Origin of the sequence: Flavobacterium ponti (assembly GCF_042652765.1) — a bacterium.
GTDB lineage: Bacteria > Bacteroidota > Bacteroidia > Flavobacteriales > Flavobacteriaceae > Flavobacterium > Flavobacterium ponti.
Map to the genome: position 1 here is coordinate 244,898 of NZ_JBHSGW010000001.1, position 16,342 is coordinate 261,239.

A 16,342-nucleotide genomic window follows, 5' to 3' on the forward strand; every position below is an offset into this window, starting at 1 on the left:
ATTCTCCTTTAGTCTATTTTAATTAAGAATTTAATTCTTTTGTATGGTTCATTTTGAGTAATTAAAACTAGCTCTAGTAAATTAGTCTCTATAAATTCAGTATTACTACTATACTCTTGTTTTGTTATCTTACTTAGCTCATGGTATAACTCAATAAATACACAATCATTATCTCTAGTAGAGCAAACACAAGGAAAAGGCTTTTCATTTCTATTAATCAACTTATCCCATTTTCTACAACTAGAACTATTAATTGAATTGAGAAATTCATTTTCATATTTCATTAGCAACGAATGTACATGATTTAACTCTAAAGGTTTTTTTAATTCCTCAAGTTCTGAAATAATGTTTAAGGTCATATTATTAACATATTGTAAAGAAGTTTAATAACCTCATTGTTACTTTTATTTCTCCTAATTAATCTCAAATCTAAAAAATGGTCAGAAGTAAAGTTTAAACTTTCATAACTGTAATAATTGTTTTCAAATTGAATTTCTCCATTTCTGTTAATATTTAGCTTGCCGTCATATATACCTCTAAAATCATATGCTTTTTGTATTGGATTATCAGAAATTATCCTGCCATACTTATTTACTCCTTTTTCTTTATCTATATAAAATGACAAAATTTCAAATTTAAAATCAGGATTATTGTTTTCTATTACTTTACTAAATAAATTATTCAATAATGAATTTTTTAATTCTGTATCAATGTCTGTGTTAATCCTCCTTATAAATACTGAATTCTTTAAAAAATCAATTTTTCTCATATTATAAATTTTAATTGTTAGTAACAGCAACTTGTCATATATGGCATTAACTTACAAACATATAAATCTTTTCTTGACTTGCCAAATATGTCAAGTATGGATAAGTCAGAATTATTAAAAAATGTAGGTAAGAATGTTCAAAACTTAAGGCAACTAAAAGGATTGTCTCAAGTAGATTTAGTTGGTAAAATTGAAGGAAATATAGACACAACAAATATTTCTAGGATTGAGTCAGGTAGAACAAACCCAACAATATATACTTTATATAGGATTGCTAATGCATTAGAATGTTCATTAGAAGATTTAGTTAAAAATGATTGACCAAAAATCAAAATTTAGCTATAATAATATATCTCATAATCCTATTTTAAATTTAAAATCTACTAAAATGCATACTATAAGCATTCAGGTACAACAACAAAAATAATACATTTATAATATTCCTTCATCTGAAAAGCTAAAGTAGTTTAACCTAGATATAATAATGTGGTCTAGTAATCCAATGTCTAGTAAATTAGAAGCATCTTTTAATTTTTTTGTTATAGCTTTATCAGCTTCACTAGGAACTAACTTGCCACTTGGATGATTATGCACTAATACAATACTAGATGCATTGCATTTTAAAGCTACACCTAGGATAATTCTAATATCTACAACTGTTCCTGAAATACCACCTTTTGACATTTCATAAATACCTAAGACAATATTAGCTCTATTGAGTAATATTACTTTTACTTCTTCCTGATACTCAATAATATCTAAATCCCATTTTTTTATAATCACTGAATACATAATTTGGCTATTAGTGACTTTAATTTTATCTGGGTTAGTATTTGAATAGGAAACTTTAATTTCTGCTACTTCCATAAGATTAAAAGAAGTAACAAAGTGATATAGTTTTCATAAAGTATAACCAGTGTATAATAAGTCCATATAAATATTTAATTCATTCAAGACTAATATTTACTAAACTGATTTACCTAGGTTGCTTTAAGTTAAACTTTGTCACTTTGTCACTATTAAATTACATTACAAATTCTTCTTTTGCATGTCCATTCTTAGAGAAGATATTCTCATCAGCAAGAAGCTTTTGAATAGCTTTTTCTTCTCTAGAAGCTTCATTAGGTTCATAAACATATTTATGGCTTAATATAATAACCTCTCCTGTCTCTTTTACAACATACTCATAAGGTTCACAATCTAATCTAACAACATTACCTGGCATTTCTGTACCAATAAGAGCTTTACAAGTTTGCTCATCAAATGTTGATGAAATAAATGCTTTTTTAGATGTAGCATAAAACTGATTTGAGGCTTGGCTTTTTACCATTTCTATTCCTCCTGAAATTTCTAGTACAAAGAATGCTCTACCATCCTCTACTTGTCTTTGTTTGTAGTCAATAATTCTTACCATTGATTTAATTTTTTGAGTTGAACATTGCCAAACTTTAAACACATCACTTAACAAAAAGTTACAACTATCACCTTGAACTTTAGGTTGCTTAAATTTTACATGATTAATATAAGGCACAAGAAAATCTTTCTTGCTCCCAATAAGTGGGGGTGTTTAGTATTTTTTGCGTGATACGGGGGGATGTTAGGAGGACCTTTGCATCAGAATAATATTATTATTTGTGAAATTTTTTACAAAAAAAATATTAGCTATAAGTGGTATAAATTGTCTAATTTTATCTTTTAAACAAAACCTCTTAATTATTTATTATAAAATTATTTTTGGATGAATACTGTAAAAATTGGAGATGATTTTGAAAAAAAGTCATATTACATCATAGAGAATGCTCTAAATAATAAAGAATTAGGCTTAATACCTGAATATTGTAAAGTATTTAGAAAAAAGGGATATTATTCATCTAGAAGAAAAAAAGAAATAGTATTTGATTTATCAATAGAAGTAACACCACCTAATGCTGATAAGCCAACATTACTTTATTTGATTGAATGTAAAAATTACTCTTCATCAATTCCTGTAGATGATGTAGCACTTTTCGCGAAATATATTAGTGAGGTTCATGATTATACAATAAAAGGAGTTTTTATTACTAATAACAAGCTGCAAAGTGGAGCAATAGAAGAAATAATTTCACATGGTATGATGCTAATTGAAGTTGATAATGAAAACTATAATATTGTTCATTATAAAAATGAAAAACAAGAGAATAAGCAAAATGATTTTGACAAAACTATTTTAGCAGCAATACAAAAGGCATTATTGCCTACAAAAATCGAAGGATTAAATAAATTATCTTCCAAACAAATAGATACAATAGCTTCAAATCTTATTAAAGAATTTAATCCTAATATTTTGAATTATGCGCTTTTAACTCCTTTAAATCAGATACTTGATTTTCTTGGAAGTAAATATAATCTAACCTTTAAATATTCTGATTTACACGATGAATTAAGTAATAAAATTTTAGGCTACTTTGATTCTGAAAAAAATGAAATAATAATAAACTTTAAGGTAAAAGATACCCCACGAGAACCATTTATTTTGGCTCATGAGATAGGTCATTTCATTTTGCATAAAAATTTAAAAGTCAATAAAGTTGTTTACAATAATTTTAAAGATACAAGCTTTAATTTTTTTGAGCAAAGTTATGTTTTAAGAAATCCTAAAAACTGGATTGAATGGCAAGCAAATTGTTTTGCATCTAGCTTATTAATGCCTGAACTTAGTTTTAGAGCAATTTTGATTTTGAATCAAAAAGATTTGGGAATTAGTAAAGCAGGAAAGATTTTTTTAGATAATCAAGAATGTAACAAATCTGACTATAGAGAATTAATAAAAAGATTATCTAGTCATTTTAATGTTTCGAAATTAAGTGTTGAATACAGATTAAATGATTTAAAGTTGATTGAAAAACCAGTTTACAATGCAAGCACTGAAGGTGAGAAAGAACTTTTAAGGACATTATCAATTTGGAGAGCAAAAGATAATTGGTAAAAATAAATATGATAAAGTAAGAATTATGCTCATAAAAATAGAAAAAAAATTCACTGAAAAACATATAGATGAATTTGTTAATTCAATATACAAAAATCTTAAAAGAACTCCAGACGACAACTATTTATTTGACTTGACTGAGACTGAATGGATTTCAAATCAAAATCTACTATTGTTTTCTGCTTTTTTAAAATATTTCTACAATAAAAAAATTCAATTTAGAGTAATTTTTAAAAAAGAGGGTGTTTCTTCAAATGAAATTAATGATAGAACCAAACTTCAAATTATTCAATTATGGGAAATTTGGGAAATTTATTCAGTTATTAATGAACAAGATTATTCAACATATTTTGATTTAAATCACACAATAATAAATCAATATAAAAAAGAATTATCTTCTAAAGGAAAGTATAATGAAAAAAGTAAAGAGCTGTACAATAGATTTGGTATTACACCCTTAATAACACTAAGCAAAATAAATAATTACAAAGATGATGAATTACTTGAACTTGAAATAAATCCAATATATCAACTAAATAGTGTTATTGAAGAGAAATTATTAGAAAACAATTGTAAACACCCATTCTTGAATAACACTTTAAGTGCAATTATTACAAAAGAGTTATATGAGAATTTTTTAGATCATTCAAGCAAAACATTATTTAACATTGATAAGGATTGGGCTTTTATGAGTTTGGCACTTCAGCAAAAACAGAAAGTAAATAATCAATCAATACTAGAATTAAATTTTAAAGAAGAAGAAATTCCAGAGACAATCAATTTTTTCAAATCAAAAAGTGAATTCAAAAATGATTCTTTTATTCAATTCTCTTTTTTAGATTTTGGAGATGGAATTCCAAATACCCTTAGAGACCAATATATTATATCAAATAATATTAATTCTGATAACTTATTTCATGGCATAAAGGATAATGAAATTTTAAAATATGCTTTTAAGCATAATTCATCAAGAAATCCAATTCTTAATATAGATGATAAAGTCAATATGTTTATTCCTAGAGGGCTATTTGATTTATTAACAATTGTAAGTAGATATAAAGGGCTGATAGTAGTTAGGAGTAATTATGGTAAAATATTTTATGATTTTAGTAAAAACCAAGATTTTGAAGAGGCATACAATGAATTTGGTAATGAAACTAATTTTTTTCCAGGCACTTTTATATCTATTTATCTACCATCTTTAGTTGATGACACGTCATTTGACAGATCAGCAATCAAACCTAAATTTGAATTTAAAACAGATGCAGTTGAAGAAATCAACAACATAAACATTTACACAATTTTTAAAAAAATTGACCCAGAACAAACCAACTTATACAATAATTTAATTAAACAACTAAATTCTAAATTATCAAAAAAGACAGGGCATAACACTTTAAATTACATAAGTTTTCTTGGTTGTAAAGATGAGAGAATTATAAAAAAATCAATCTTTTTTTTACTAACAGATTACAATGTAAATATTCACAATAGTATTGTTGTGCTTCATCCACCAAATAAAGATTTAATTAAAACAATAAATGATGAAATTATAGGATTAAACAAAGTAATAAAAGATTTCAAAATACATCCTATACCATTTATCTATTTAGATAAAAAAAATAACAATGTTAATATTGAATGGGTTGGGATTTTTGATGAAGAAGATAAATTAAGATTAAATGAATTTTTATTGGAAGGAGTTTTACTTCCTAAAACCGACTTTAACGATGTTGATAATATTTTTGGAAATTTACACTTTCAAGATAAACATGGAAATATTGATTCAAATATCCCGAAAATTGAAACATTTTTAAATTATTATTCAAAGTTCGAAAAAATAGATGACATTCTAATTGAAGACATAATAATTGAAAATGACTGTATAAAAGAAGATGGATTATATTTATGCAATGGAAACTATTATCAAAACAAATTTCTACAATTAATAGATGTTTTAAATAACTATACTGATTGTAATGAAATAACAAAACTCCTTTATCAAAAAATAGAAGCAATTACGATTGAAAACATAGAAACAATAAACTATATAGCAATTACATCAAGTAGCCATAAAATACTAAGATCTTTAATAAAACAGGGATATATAAAAGAAGACCTATGTTTATTTTATGATAGTTATATTTCATTTGAAAGAGATATCAAATCAAATGAAATTAAAAAAGATTCAGATTACATATTAGTCTGTGATGCAATTTCTACAGGAAACTTAACAATAAGAATTGAAAACATTATTAAAAACGCAAATTCAAAGCTCATTAATGTTGCTGTCATTGCCAATACTCTAGATAAAAATTTTGAAAGTACAGAAAAATTTATTGATAATTTCAAAGACCGATTAGTTCATCTATTTAAGTTTCCAATTGAAAAAAAGAGAAGGCATCAAATTGACAATAAAGATTCATTTAAGAATGTAATCAGAATAAACCCATTTACAAACATTCCTATTACTTTTTCTGAAAATCTAACATTGAAAGAAACTATATTGTTAGAAAACTCAGAGTTCATAGATTACATAGACAATGAAGATATTAGTATTAATTTCAAAATTTTCAACAATCTAATACATCCTTTCTTTTTCAATTTAAAGAATATTTTAAAAAATGAAAATGAAAAAATTGATTCTAAAAGCAAATCTTTGTTAGATGTTATTTTTAATAAGTCATTGAAAGAAAAGATTGAAATTAATGACAAATTAAAAATATTTTATCCTAAAAATTCTGATATTAAATCTTTAAATTTTGATAAATTCACCAGTAGAATTTTAAATAACCAATCTATAGACATATTTGAGTTAGAAAGATTTAATACTGATGAAGGTTGGAAATTTCCTCATACAACTGATTTTTATTCAAATGTTGTTAAAAATAACAATGTGTTAATTTTTGATGATGGTTCTTGTACTGGAGATTCTCTTCTTCAAATGATAAATGAATTGACCATATTTCAGCCCAAAAAGATAGACTTATTATGCATTGTAGGAAGAGTAAATGACCACAAAAGAGAGTTTTTTTCAAAGATTGATTATCTTAAGTATAATGAAAGAGACTCAGTAAATTATGGAAAAGTAGAGGTAAAAATATACTTTGCATCACATTGGCATATTTCTACTTTTTATTTAAATAACTCTCCATATTCAAATGAAATTGCTTGGTTAAAAGATTTGTTAAAAATTCAAAATACTCCTTTGAGTATAAAAAATATTGCTACGAGAATTTTAGAAGAAATTTCTCCGAAAAATTCAATTATTAATGACTACAAATATTTCCCTAAGAATAAAGAATTAAATACAGTTCCTAAAAAAGACTTAATAATTGTTAGAAATGAAATAGGAAAAATTATTGGATATAGATTTTATAAAGAAAGTTTTAAATGGTTTAATGAATTTATTGCAAAATACGAATCAAATATTAAATCAATTGACAGAACAAAAGACATTGAACTACTTAGTATGTCCTTACTTTATGAACCATATTTGTATGACAAAATTTCAAATATACTTCCTGATATTAAAGAAAAAGTTGAAGAGTTTGTCGACTCAATAATATTTGGAAATCCAAGAAATAAAGGTAGAAAAATTAACATTCAGAAAGATTTATACTATGATTGGTCAGAAAACAAAAAAGATATCATACATTTATTTTTCATAGTTTATAAAGACGAAAAATTAATTCAAAAAATTAATTCAAAAACATTTGAAGATTTATTAAATTTTTCAAAAGATACGTTTAAAAAAATTAATCCAATTAATTATCTTTTTTATAAGTTTTTAAGACTCTTTCCGATTAACTCTTCAGAAATTCCTAATAAAAAATCCATAAGTATTTTAATGGATTTTTTCTATAAAATTATAGAAGAGAAAAGCTTAGACAACAAATCTTTGATGGAAGTCAAAAGATTTTATTCTTACATTTCAACATTACCTTCAGGAGATGATTTTAAATCTCAAATTCAAAAAATCAAATCAATTTATTGGGAAAATGACCAACCAAAACTACATGATGAACGTGGTGCATATGGAGTTAATTTCTCTATTACAATTACAAACTTAAGAGAATTAAGTGATTTATGTAATGTTAAACAACCTTTAAATAAAGAAAAAATTAACCTCGTAAGAGAAGGTTGGTGGAATATGAAAAATACATTATTGAATCCTTTAATATCGTTTTTTAGATCTTTTGAGGATTTTTTCAAACCTTACCCTTATATGATTTATTATAATCAAATTGAAGGCAAAGAAACTTCATTAGTAAGTCTTTACTCATTTATAGATGATTTCATATATAATTTAGAACAAAAAGGAAATGATATTGACAATTTCAATAAATCATTACAATATTTAGGAATTATTAATGACAAATTAGGTAGTGAAAGTGAAGAATTTAGAGATTTATTTAAAAATTCAAAAATTAGATATAAGTTATTCATAGAAAAATTAAATACTCAATTAGAGGTGTTGAAAAACAAAATAATTATAAATAATGATTTAGATATAGACTTTGAAATTAATATCCCTGAAAAATACATTGATAAAATTGTTTTAAAAGAAATCATAGACAATTTAAAATTCTATAGTGACGAACAAAAGGAAATAGTAATTAAATTTACTAATGAAAATAATCATATTGAAATCAATATAATTAATAACTACACAACTAGAGTAAAAGAATTTTCAAGTAATGAGGGGATAAATTGCTTAAAACAATTATCTGAAAGTCCACTGTTTAATTTTCAATATGATTATAAAGTTAACATTTCAACAAAAGAATTTTTACAAAATTTAAAATTTAAAATATGAGCTCACAAGAAGTAATATTATTTGTCTTTGATCAAAAAGAACATTACGAAAAAAACCTCAATAATCTAGGAAAAGATTCTTTTAAAAAAACAATTAGAATTGACAGCTTGTCTTCTTTTGAAAGAGAATTAAACCTATTGGATAAAGAAGCACAAATTCACTTAGTGGTTCATATCTTTTATTCAGACAACATTGCTGGAATACAACAATTTATATCATCTGGAATTAGAGAAAACTACCCTCTATTAGACACTCGCTTCATATCAGATGGAACAACTTCAATTATTAATGAAAAAATTTCTGAAAAAGAATTTTCTTCTATTGACAAAGATTATATAGAAAAAAGACTTCAAAAGTATTTTTCTGTTAGACCAAGTATAGAATCTGAAGAAGTGAAAATATCAAAAGTTAAGGAACATTTGAAACTTGAAAACAATCAAATTGATTATAATTTTGATGACGTGAACTATGTCATTATCACAGCTTTAGAACAAGATGAAATGGAAAAAGTTTTACCTTTAATTCAAACATTAAAAACAATTGAAAATAACAAACATCTTATAGAATTAGGTTTTTTTAAATCCAGTCCTGATAAAAAAGTAATATATGCTTCACAAATTAATACTGGAATGGTAGATGCCGCAATACTTGCTACAGAGTTGATTTGTAGATACAATCCAAAGTTTTTAATAATGACAGGGGTTATGGGGGGTAAACCAAAAGATACTCTCATTGGAGATGTTATTATAAGCAAAAAGGTTTTTACTATTGATAAAGGTAAATTAACAGAAGAAGATTTTAAAAGAGAGATTGAATCAGTTTCAACTGAAAGTTCATATACAACAAAAATAGAAAGAGATAAGAAAAAAATAATTGACTTTATAAAGGAGAAAGATGAAATTAATAATACAGAAGTTAATATACATTGTGAACCAGTTGCATGTGTTAGGTCTGTAATTGATAGAAAAGGCTTTTTTAAAGATGACATTTTAACTGTTGATAGAAAAACAATTGGTCTAGAAATGGAAGGATATGGGATTGCAAGGGCTTGTCAAATAGTAAATAATGGGCAAACTACTCCTTTAATAATAAAATCAGTTATGGATAACACACAAAGAAAGACTGATGGTGCAAAAAAACTTGCTGCTTGGACAAGTGCAAAAGTTTTAGAATATATTATAAAGAATGATATAATATAGATTGAATATGGCTATTGAATATCTAGACTTAAAAACAACAAATAATCCTCTTAGAAGAAACTATACTATTTTAGAAAGTAATAACGAGATTGGTTATATAACTGCTAATGTTGGATATGAAAATATATTAATTGCTACAGTTAATATATTTCCTGAATTTCAGGGTAAAGGAAAAGGTTTTAATGCATTCGAAAAAATTTATAATGAATTAAGCCAAATTGTACAAATAGAGACAATAAGAGGTGTTTGGTGTGTCTCTGAAGAATATAACCACTGTGAAAATGGAATGTCTACGAATTTAAATGAATTTCAAAAACATAGACAAACTAAATCTGATGAGGAAAGTGCTTTTTTAACACCTACAGGAAAATGGGTAAGAAAATTAGGTTTTAATAAAATAAAAATTAAAAGCATTTCTCTTGAAGAAGTGATAGTAGATTTTTCAAGATAAAATTAGTTTATATTTATATAAAAATAAACTCAATTTTGGGAATTATAAACCCAATCCCAATTAAAGGATTGGGTACTTCTCAACTCAAAAACCAATGATAGTTAGAGCTACCATTTAGTGCTTTTAACAAGCTATTTGAAAAATCAAATGCATTTACATTTCTATCAAGAAAAGTGTCAATATAACTTGATTTATTAGCCTGAGTGAAGAGATTATATACATTCCATAAGTTGACATCACCTTGTTCATTTCTGCTAAAACTAGAGTCTTCATAATAGTCTTTTGCTATTGTACTAATTTGACCATCATTAAAACTTAAGGCTGGAATTTTTAATCTATCTGCTTTAGGTAAATGTTGATACAATCTAGCTCTTCCTAATAGAGTAGCAAATTGATGTTCTGTTAAAGAATGTTCAGAAAGTTGCTTCATTTCTTTTAGTTGCTTTTCTACATTAAAACTTTGCAGTACTTCTAAAATTTTACTTTGTAATTCTTCATATGAACTAACTCGCATTTCTTCCACATATCCATCACTTGACACAGCTAGGTTACAACATACCTTTACCTGAAAGCCTATAAAAAACTTAAACTTTTCAAAAGATTTTTTGTTATATAGATTCTCTAAATTATAGCTCCTAACACCACCAATACATAAAGCTATTTCATTACCATTGATAGTTTCAACAATACTAGGTATTCTTATAATGAATGCCATTCTTTCAAAGTATTGTGTTCTTTCGTGGTCTAATAAATCCTTTACATTCTTATGTATTGCATCAGGAGTTCTACCTTTAATTTGATGTGATACTCTGACTTCTGGTTCATCAAATATGTGATTTGGAAATACTCTATTTGCACAATCTTGAGTAATATTAATAAACTCTTGGTGTGCAATAGTTCTCTCATTGTCTTTAGAAAATACTGGTATAACACAATCATTCTTTAAATGTGCTAGGTTAATAGCACTAGTATTAGCTTCTATAAAAGGTTTAGGAATAAATAGTGGCTTAGAACTATTAACATTTTCATACAGTATGTCTGTAGTGTTTTTCTCAAGGGCTACAGGTTTAATTTGTAATCCTTTATCTTGGTTAATTTCAAAGATGGTTGTTTCCATTGGAGCTAAAATTTTGTTGATTAGTTAATCCTTCTAGATGCTTCTTCTTTTCAATAAATTGAGATTTTAAAGTCTCTTGATAATTAGAATTTTCATTGTATAATTTTGTCAATTCTGATATAGATAATGTTCCTTCAATTTTATCAAGCATTTCTTTTATAGAAGTGGGTTTTAAATTACACCAATCTAAAATTCTTTTACCTGTGGCACTTGTAATAACAAACTCTGGCTTATTTGCAAATAGTGAAGTTCTATCTTTACTAGCTCTTACTAAGTGCTTATCATTAATAAGCTCAAAGTTGACTGTTAACTCATACTCAAAACCCTCACGAGTTATTTCTTTAGTACCATGTTTAACTACTTTAGACTTTCCATTCATATCAGATTCCATACTATAGTCAATCTTTCTTCTAACTGTAGTTATTATGTGACAGCTTGAATTCAAAATTTTGTCTATAAATGCTTGATGTCTTGGAGTAACAATTGCCCAATCTTGCCATCTTCCACCTAGTTTCTCATGTATTTCTAAGCACCCACCTGCACCATTCCATTCATGTGAAATACTATCTATTATAATTACTGAAATATTTGATTTTTCACATAACTCAATAGCTTCAATATATCTTTCAGGTGTATAAGGTGATTCTAAATCAATAACATTATAGTTACCAATGTCTGAATACAATGAAGCAGATGAATTTTCAGTATCTATAACTGCAATTTTATTCCAGTCTTGAGTCATTCCAAATGCTAATAATAATGCAGATTTAGTTTTTCCAAATCCACTTGCTCCACTTAGTCCTAAGCGTAGCTTTACTTGTTTCCTTTCGGATTGTTTTAATTTCATAATTTTATTTTTTATTTATGGATAAAAGAAAAAGCAACTAACATTATTATTTGTTAGTTGCTTCTAAAGTATTGTAATTGTCAAAAAAACATAAATTATTATAAAAACCTTACAATTTGGTTTTTACACTATATAATAAAATGACCAAATTGTAAGGTTTTTTAAATTTTGGTAGCTGCTTTTTTTAGTGACTCAAATTCATTTTTTTTAACTTCACTTTCCCAATAAGATTCTGGAAAATTAGTTTCATCAGTTGGTATTAAATTTAAAATTGATTTATGATTAGGAATTTCAATTTCTTCAATTATTTTAACTCTAGTTTGTAGACTATCTTCATAGACGTAGCTATCATATAAAATAAAGAAATCATTAAGTAGATATGAGTAGAATGATTTAACTATTTTAGAAAATTCATCAGTTCTTAAATAAGCCCGTTTAAATTCAAAAACATCTTTGTTTATAAAAGAATCTAAATTAATTAATGTTTCGTACATAAAAATAAAATCTGATTTTTCATGTTCTAAAATAAATTCCTCTTTAGGAGTTGAAAAAACATATTTACATTCTTCCCCCTTTTTTATTACAGTTAAAGAATTTGCTATTATTTTTTGTCTAAAACTGTCAAGAATCCTATATGCTTTTATTAAATCTTTTAAATTTGATTGATAGTTTTCGCATTCAGGGAATAAATAATTTGAATGACTTATACAATTCCTAAAATATTCACCTCTAGTATATTCATCATCAAAATAATAACCTTCATCATGAAATCTTTTTATAAATTCTAAGTTATTTGGATAACACTTTCTTTGTATAAAAGCCAAAAATTGTTGTTCAAAATTCTTTTCACTGAACGAAAATATTGATTTTTTTTTGTTACTACTATCAATATAAATCACATTATAATTTGAAAAAATTTCATTCTTAAGTTGATGGTAAAAGTAATTATCACTAATTACTTGATTGAAAGAATTAAAAAAATCTATATCACTAAGGTCACAATATTCTTCATTAAAGAATTTTTCTAATCTCCATTGGATTTTAGTTTCTTTAAAATAAAGAATTGGTTTTGTTTTAATTTCTTTTAAATTACAGTTGATAAACTGATTAGTAAAAGCACAATATGTGACATAAGATGATAAATCTTTACCAAAAAATTGATAAGTTGAATATAGATACTTTTCTCCTGTGTTTAGTTTAAACATTTTTAACTCTTCAAAATCTAATCTAATTTTATTTTCTCTGGATGTGCTTCTTACTTTTTCAATTTCATTTATTATATTTTCTTTTAAAGTATTATTGTAGAATTCATTTATTAAATCTTTTTGAGAATTTATAGATATATAATCTGACTTTTGTTCGCTTTTTTTATTACAAACTTCTTCATAATACATAATAAATTTTTCTTTCTGAATTTCATTAAAATGATTGATTGAATCATAATTAAAGCCTATTGGTGGAGGTAACACAATGTGAATTTCTCCTAGATTTTCTTGAAAAGTATTTCTTTGTCTTGCCAAAGCCTGAATAATAGAATTAACACCATCAGTAAAAATTCCTGAGCTATTTTTAAATTTTCCCTTTCTTCCAATTGGAGGCATAATGACTATAAATGCATGATTCTCTTTGCTTATACTAATGCCAGTTTTAAAATTAGTGCCAACATTACATTTGTCTTTATCAAATCTATTTGTAGGGTTTTTTGTGCCTGAATTTTGATTGTTGTCAAGTTCTGAAACACAGTTTTGAACTTCACCATATTTCTCAATTAATAATTTTCCAATTCCAGAGTCAGTTTTTGTGCATATGTCATTCCCAAGTATTCTTGAAAATGATAAAATATCTATAGCTTTGTTTTTTAGGATTAGACTTTCAACTAGATTACAAATGGAATTATTGTCATGTTTATATGTTTTTGCTGGATTAAAATGTAAGTATAAATCACTTTGTTTTTCAGGGAATTTAGTTCTTTTAGATTCGATAATTTGAATAGTATTATCAGTTAATTCAGCTAAATATTCAATTACAATTTTTGATGCTTCATTAAAAGTAGCACTTATGATAAGATTCTTATGAATTACATTTTTCCATTTCCATAAATTAAATATATATTTTTCTTTAAAGTTTTGAATTGTATCATGGATTTCATCATATATAAAAATTACTTTTCTATTATCTTCACTACATTTTTTAGTTAGATAATCTAGATAATTTCTTTTATTTATTTCATTTATAAATTTATCTTCACCGGGATTTCCTAATAAACCATTTGCTGTAATAATTTGTATTTTTGAATTCCAAGCATCAATATGGGTTTGTCTTCCAATATATTCATATCTATATATTTGCTCCTCTGGAATTCCTTTAGAAATTATATCATCTAAATATTGTTGTACTAAGCTTACATATGGAACAGCTACTACTATTAAATAATTATTTTCATTATCATAGTAATCTTTTATGATTTCAATTATTGAAAAGGTTTTACCTTGACCTACAGCTGCATTAATAATAACAGTATTTTTTTTATCATAATCAATACAAGATTTTAAGGCTTCATTTATATAACCATTACTATCAGGTTCAATGATTATTTTATTATTGTCATTTTCAATAATAAAATTTGGGAAATCTTCAGGGTTAATTTCCTTAAACTCTATTGGAAACTCTATAAATTCTGCATTTGGTAAATCCATTTTATTTTGGTTAAATTAACTGTGTTGTAAAAATATAACAACACAGTTAAATAACTAGTATCGTCACTTTAGTTTTTTTGCTAAAGTTTTAATGTGTTCGCTAATTTTACTTTGAATTACCTTACCATAGCTTTCTTGTGTTATAATCATATTAGAATGACCAAGTAGTTCTGATACTATCTCCATTGGAACATCATTATAGAGAAGAACAGTAGATGCAAAAGTTTTTCTTGCTGTATGATGAGTTAGGTTTTTATCAATACCAACAATAAGAGCTATTTCTTTTAAATATGAATTAAACTTTTGGTTAGAAACAATAGGCAATAATCTATTTGTCCTAGGTGAATGGCTTTGGTATTTATTTAATATACATGTTGCTGTTGGGAGTAGTGGTATAGAAATTTCTTTACTTGTTTTATCTCTAGTCATCTTAATCCATTTAAGCCCATCAAATCCATTTTCTAAATGTTTGTTTTCAAGTTTAGACATTTCATTATAAGGTAAGCCTGTATAGCAACAAAATATAAACATATCTCTGATAGTCTCCAGTCTCTTTTGTGAAAACACATGATTTTCAATTAATGATAATTCCTCTGCTGTTAAAAAAACCACACTTTTGATAACTCTTTTAGGTTTATGTTCTGAGAAAGGAAAATCACTTATTAAATTATTTGTGACAGCCATTTTAACCACTTTTTTAAACCTTTGTAGAGCTTTGTTTATAGTAACTTGCTTTTGTGACTTTTCAGTCTTTAAATAGTACTCGAATTCTATTATAAATGAATAATCTAAATCTTTTAATAAAACATCGTTAAGATTGTACTTGTGTTTAATAAATTTTTTTAAGTCATTTAAGATGTAGTTAAATTTATTCCAAGTAATTTGCTTTATTTCAATTCCTATAAGTTTATTATATCTATTCAAATAATCATCATAGTGTGATACTATTCCAATGCTTTCTTTATTAGGTTTGCCTTTATACTGATTATAAATATCATCAGTATTAAAATCACTTCCTTGGATTTGGAGTAATAAAAAAGCCTGATTAATTTTATTTTTAATCAGGCTTAATTCATTATTTGTAAAAGTATTTTCTTCATTTGGAGGTTTAGCAATTTGTTGCTTACTGCTCCAGTGATTAGGATTAATAAAAAATCCTGTTGAAAATTCATGTCTTTTTTTCTTATAGGTTATTCTACATCTTATAGGACACCTACCTGACTGGTTAACTCTACTTTTTGAAAGTAGAAATGTTATGCTAATTTTAATAGGATTCATATTGATTTAGATAAAAAAATTAAAACTTAGTGTGTTTTTTGAGTATGCACACCTTTTCTAAAAATTGCACACCCAATAGTATGCCTTTTTTTGTGTAAAATTTGGAAGAATAGGTTTTTGAATTGAATAAGGTATTTTAAGTAATACCTTGAAAAGACTAGGAAAAACTAGAGCATAAAAAAAGCCTAACATTTCTGCTAG

Annotated in this window: 12 protein-coding genes; 5 read left to right on the forward strand and 7 right to left on the reverse strand. The window is 25.5% G+C overall.

Going from position 1 to position 16,342, the window contains the following annotated elements; all coding sequences use genetic code 11:
- Window positions 1-355 precede the first annotated feature (355 nt).
- A complete protein-coding gene (locus ACFO3U_RS01045; protein ID WP_379737583.1) occupies window positions 356-769 on the reverse strand; it encodes a hypothetical protein in 414 nt (137 codons plus the stop codon).
- A gap of 96 nt (window positions 770-865) precedes the next feature.
- On the opposite strand from ACFO3U_RS01045, the gene ACFO3U_RS01050 reads away from it, so the two are divergent.
- Window positions 866-1,090 carry a helix-turn-helix domain-containing protein gene (locus ACFO3U_RS01050; RefSeq protein ID WP_379737585.1) on the forward strand — a complete coding sequence of 75 codons (225 nt, stop codon included), beginning with the start codon at window positions 866-868 and terminating at the stop codon, window positions 1,088-1,090.
- A 111-nt stretch (window positions 1,091-1,201) separates the two neighbouring features.
- On the opposite strand, the gene ACFO3U_RS01055 is transcribed toward ACFO3U_RS01050, so the two are convergent.
- Together ACFO3U_RS01055 and ACFO3U_RS01060 are read right to left on the reverse strand one after the other, a co-directional pair.
- Window positions 1,202-1,561 (reverse strand): JAB domain-containing protein, encoded by a 360-nt coding sequence (locus ACFO3U_RS01055; protein ID WP_379737586.1) that lies wholly within the window; start codon window positions 1,559-1,561, stop codon window positions 1,202-1,204.
- A gap of 232 nt (window positions 1,562-1,793) precedes the next feature.
- Window positions 1,794-2,300 (reverse strand): hypothetical protein, encoded by a 507-nt coding sequence (locus tag ACFO3U_RS01060; RefSeq protein ID WP_379737588.1) that lies wholly within the window; start codon window positions 2,298-2,300, stop codon window positions 1,794-1,796.
- 207 nt (window positions 2,301-2,507) lie between these two features.
- Here ACFO3U_RS01060 and ACFO3U_RS01065 point away from each other — a divergent pair, with 207 nt between their 5' ends.
- From ACFO3U_RS01065 to ACFO3U_RS01080, 4 genes are read left to right on the forward strand one after another with little or no spacing between them, the layout of a single operon-like run.
- On the forward strand, window positions 2,508-3,734 hold the full coding sequence (locus tag ACFO3U_RS01065; RefSeq protein WP_379737590.1) for an ImmA/IrrE family metallo-endopeptidase: 1,227 nt from the start codon (window positions 2,508-2,510) through the stop codon (window positions 3,732-3,734).
- A gap of 25 nt (window positions 3,735-3,759) precedes the next feature.
- Window positions 3,760-8,553 (forward strand): phosphoribosyltransferase, encoded by a 4,794-nt coding sequence (locus ACFO3U_RS01070; protein ID WP_379737593.1) that lies wholly within the window; start codon window positions 3,760-3,762, stop codon window positions 8,551-8,553.
- Complete coding sequence (locus ACFO3U_RS01075) at window positions 8,550-9,752, forward strand: 5'-methylthioadenosine/S-adenosylhomocysteine nucleosidase family protein (RefSeq protein WP_379737594.1); 1,203 nt, start codon at window positions 8,550-8,552, stop codon at window positions 9,750-9,752. Before ACFO3U_RS01070 ends, ACFO3U_RS01075 begins: the two co-directional genes overlap by 4 nt.
- A 7-nt stretch (window positions 9,753-9,759) precedes the next feature.
- Complete coding sequence (locus ACFO3U_RS01080) at window positions 9,760-10,203, forward strand: hypothetical protein (RefSeq protein WP_379737596.1); 444 nt, start codon at window positions 9,760-9,762, stop codon at window positions 10,201-10,203.
- Window positions 10,204-10,282: 79 nt separating this feature from the next.
- Here ACFO3U_RS01080 and ACFO3U_RS01085 read toward each other — a convergent pair whose 3' ends face one another.
- From ACFO3U_RS01085 to ACFO3U_RS01100, 4 genes are all read right to left on the reverse strand, one after another.
- Complete coding sequence (locus tag ACFO3U_RS01085) at window positions 10,283-11,320, reverse strand: DUF3871 family protein (RefSeq protein WP_379737598.1); 1,038 nt, start codon at window positions 11,318-11,320, stop codon at window positions 10,283-10,285.
- On the reverse strand, window positions 11,301-12,167 hold the full coding sequence (locus ACFO3U_RS01090; RefSeq protein WP_379737599.1) for an AAA family ATPase: 867 nt from the start codon (window positions 12,165-12,167) through the stop codon (window positions 11,301-11,303). The genes ACFO3U_RS01085 and ACFO3U_RS01090 overlap by 20 nt, the downstream gene beginning before the upstream one ends.
- Before the next feature lie 161 nt (window positions 12,168-12,328).
- Window positions 12,329-14,863: a DEAD/DEAH box helicase family protein gene (locus tag ACFO3U_RS01095; protein WP_379737601.1), complete on the reverse strand. Its 2,535-nt coding sequence runs from the start codon at window positions 14,861-14,863 to the stop codon at window positions 12,329-12,331.
- 63 nt (window positions 14,864-14,926) lie between these two features.
- Window positions 14,927-16,141 (reverse strand): tyrosine-type recombinase/integrase, encoded by a 1,215-nt coding sequence (locus tag ACFO3U_RS01100; protein ID WP_379737603.1) that lies wholly within the window; start codon window positions 16,139-16,141, stop codon window positions 14,927-14,929.
- Window positions 16,142-16,342 lie beyond the last annotated feature (201 nt).

Excerpts from the sequence above, each read along its gene's own strand:
- ACFO3U_RS01045 (WP_379737583.1), bottom strand. The coding sequence starts at position 769 with ATGAGAAAAATTGATTTTTTAAAGAATTCAGTATTTATAAGGAGGATT.
- ACFO3U_RS01050 (WP_379737585.1), top strand. The coding sequence starts at position 866 with ATGGATAAGTCAGAATTATTAAAAAATGTAGGTAAGAATGTTCAAAAC.
- ACFO3U_RS01055 (WP_379737586.1), bottom strand. The coding sequence starts at position 1,561 with ATGTATTCAGTGATTATAAAAAAATGGGATTTAGATATTATTGAGTAT.
- ACFO3U_RS01065 (WP_379737590.1), top strand. The coding sequence starts at position 2,508 with ATGAATACTGTAAAAATTGGAGATGATTTTGAAAAAAAGTCATATTAC.
- ACFO3U_RS01070 (WP_379737593.1), top strand. The coding sequence starts at position 3,760 with ATGCTCATAAAAATAGAAAAAAAATTCACTGAAAAACATATAGATGAA.
- ACFO3U_RS01075 (WP_379737594.1), top strand. The coding sequence starts at position 8,550 with ATGAGCTCACAAGAAGTAATATTATTTGTCTTTGATCAAAAAGAACAT.
- ACFO3U_RS01080 (WP_379737596.1), top strand. The coding sequence starts at position 9,760 with ATGGCTATTGAATATCTAGACTTAAAAACAACAAATAATCCTCTTAGA.
- ACFO3U_RS01085 (WP_379737598.1), bottom strand. The coding sequence starts at position 11,320 with ATGGAAACAACCATCTTTGAAATTAACCAAGATAAAGGATTACAAATT.
- ACFO3U_RS01090 (WP_379737599.1), bottom strand. The coding sequence starts at position 12,167 with ATGAAATTAAAACAATCCGAAAGGAAACAAGTAAAGCTACGCTTAGGA.
- ACFO3U_RS01095 (WP_379737601.1), bottom strand. The coding sequence starts at position 14,863 with ATGGATTTACCAAATGCAGAATTTATAGAGTTTCCAATAGAGTTTAAG.
- ACFO3U_RS01100 (WP_379737603.1), bottom strand. The coding sequence starts at position 16,141 with ATGAATCCTATTAAAATTAGCATAACATTTCTACTTTCAAAAAGTAGA.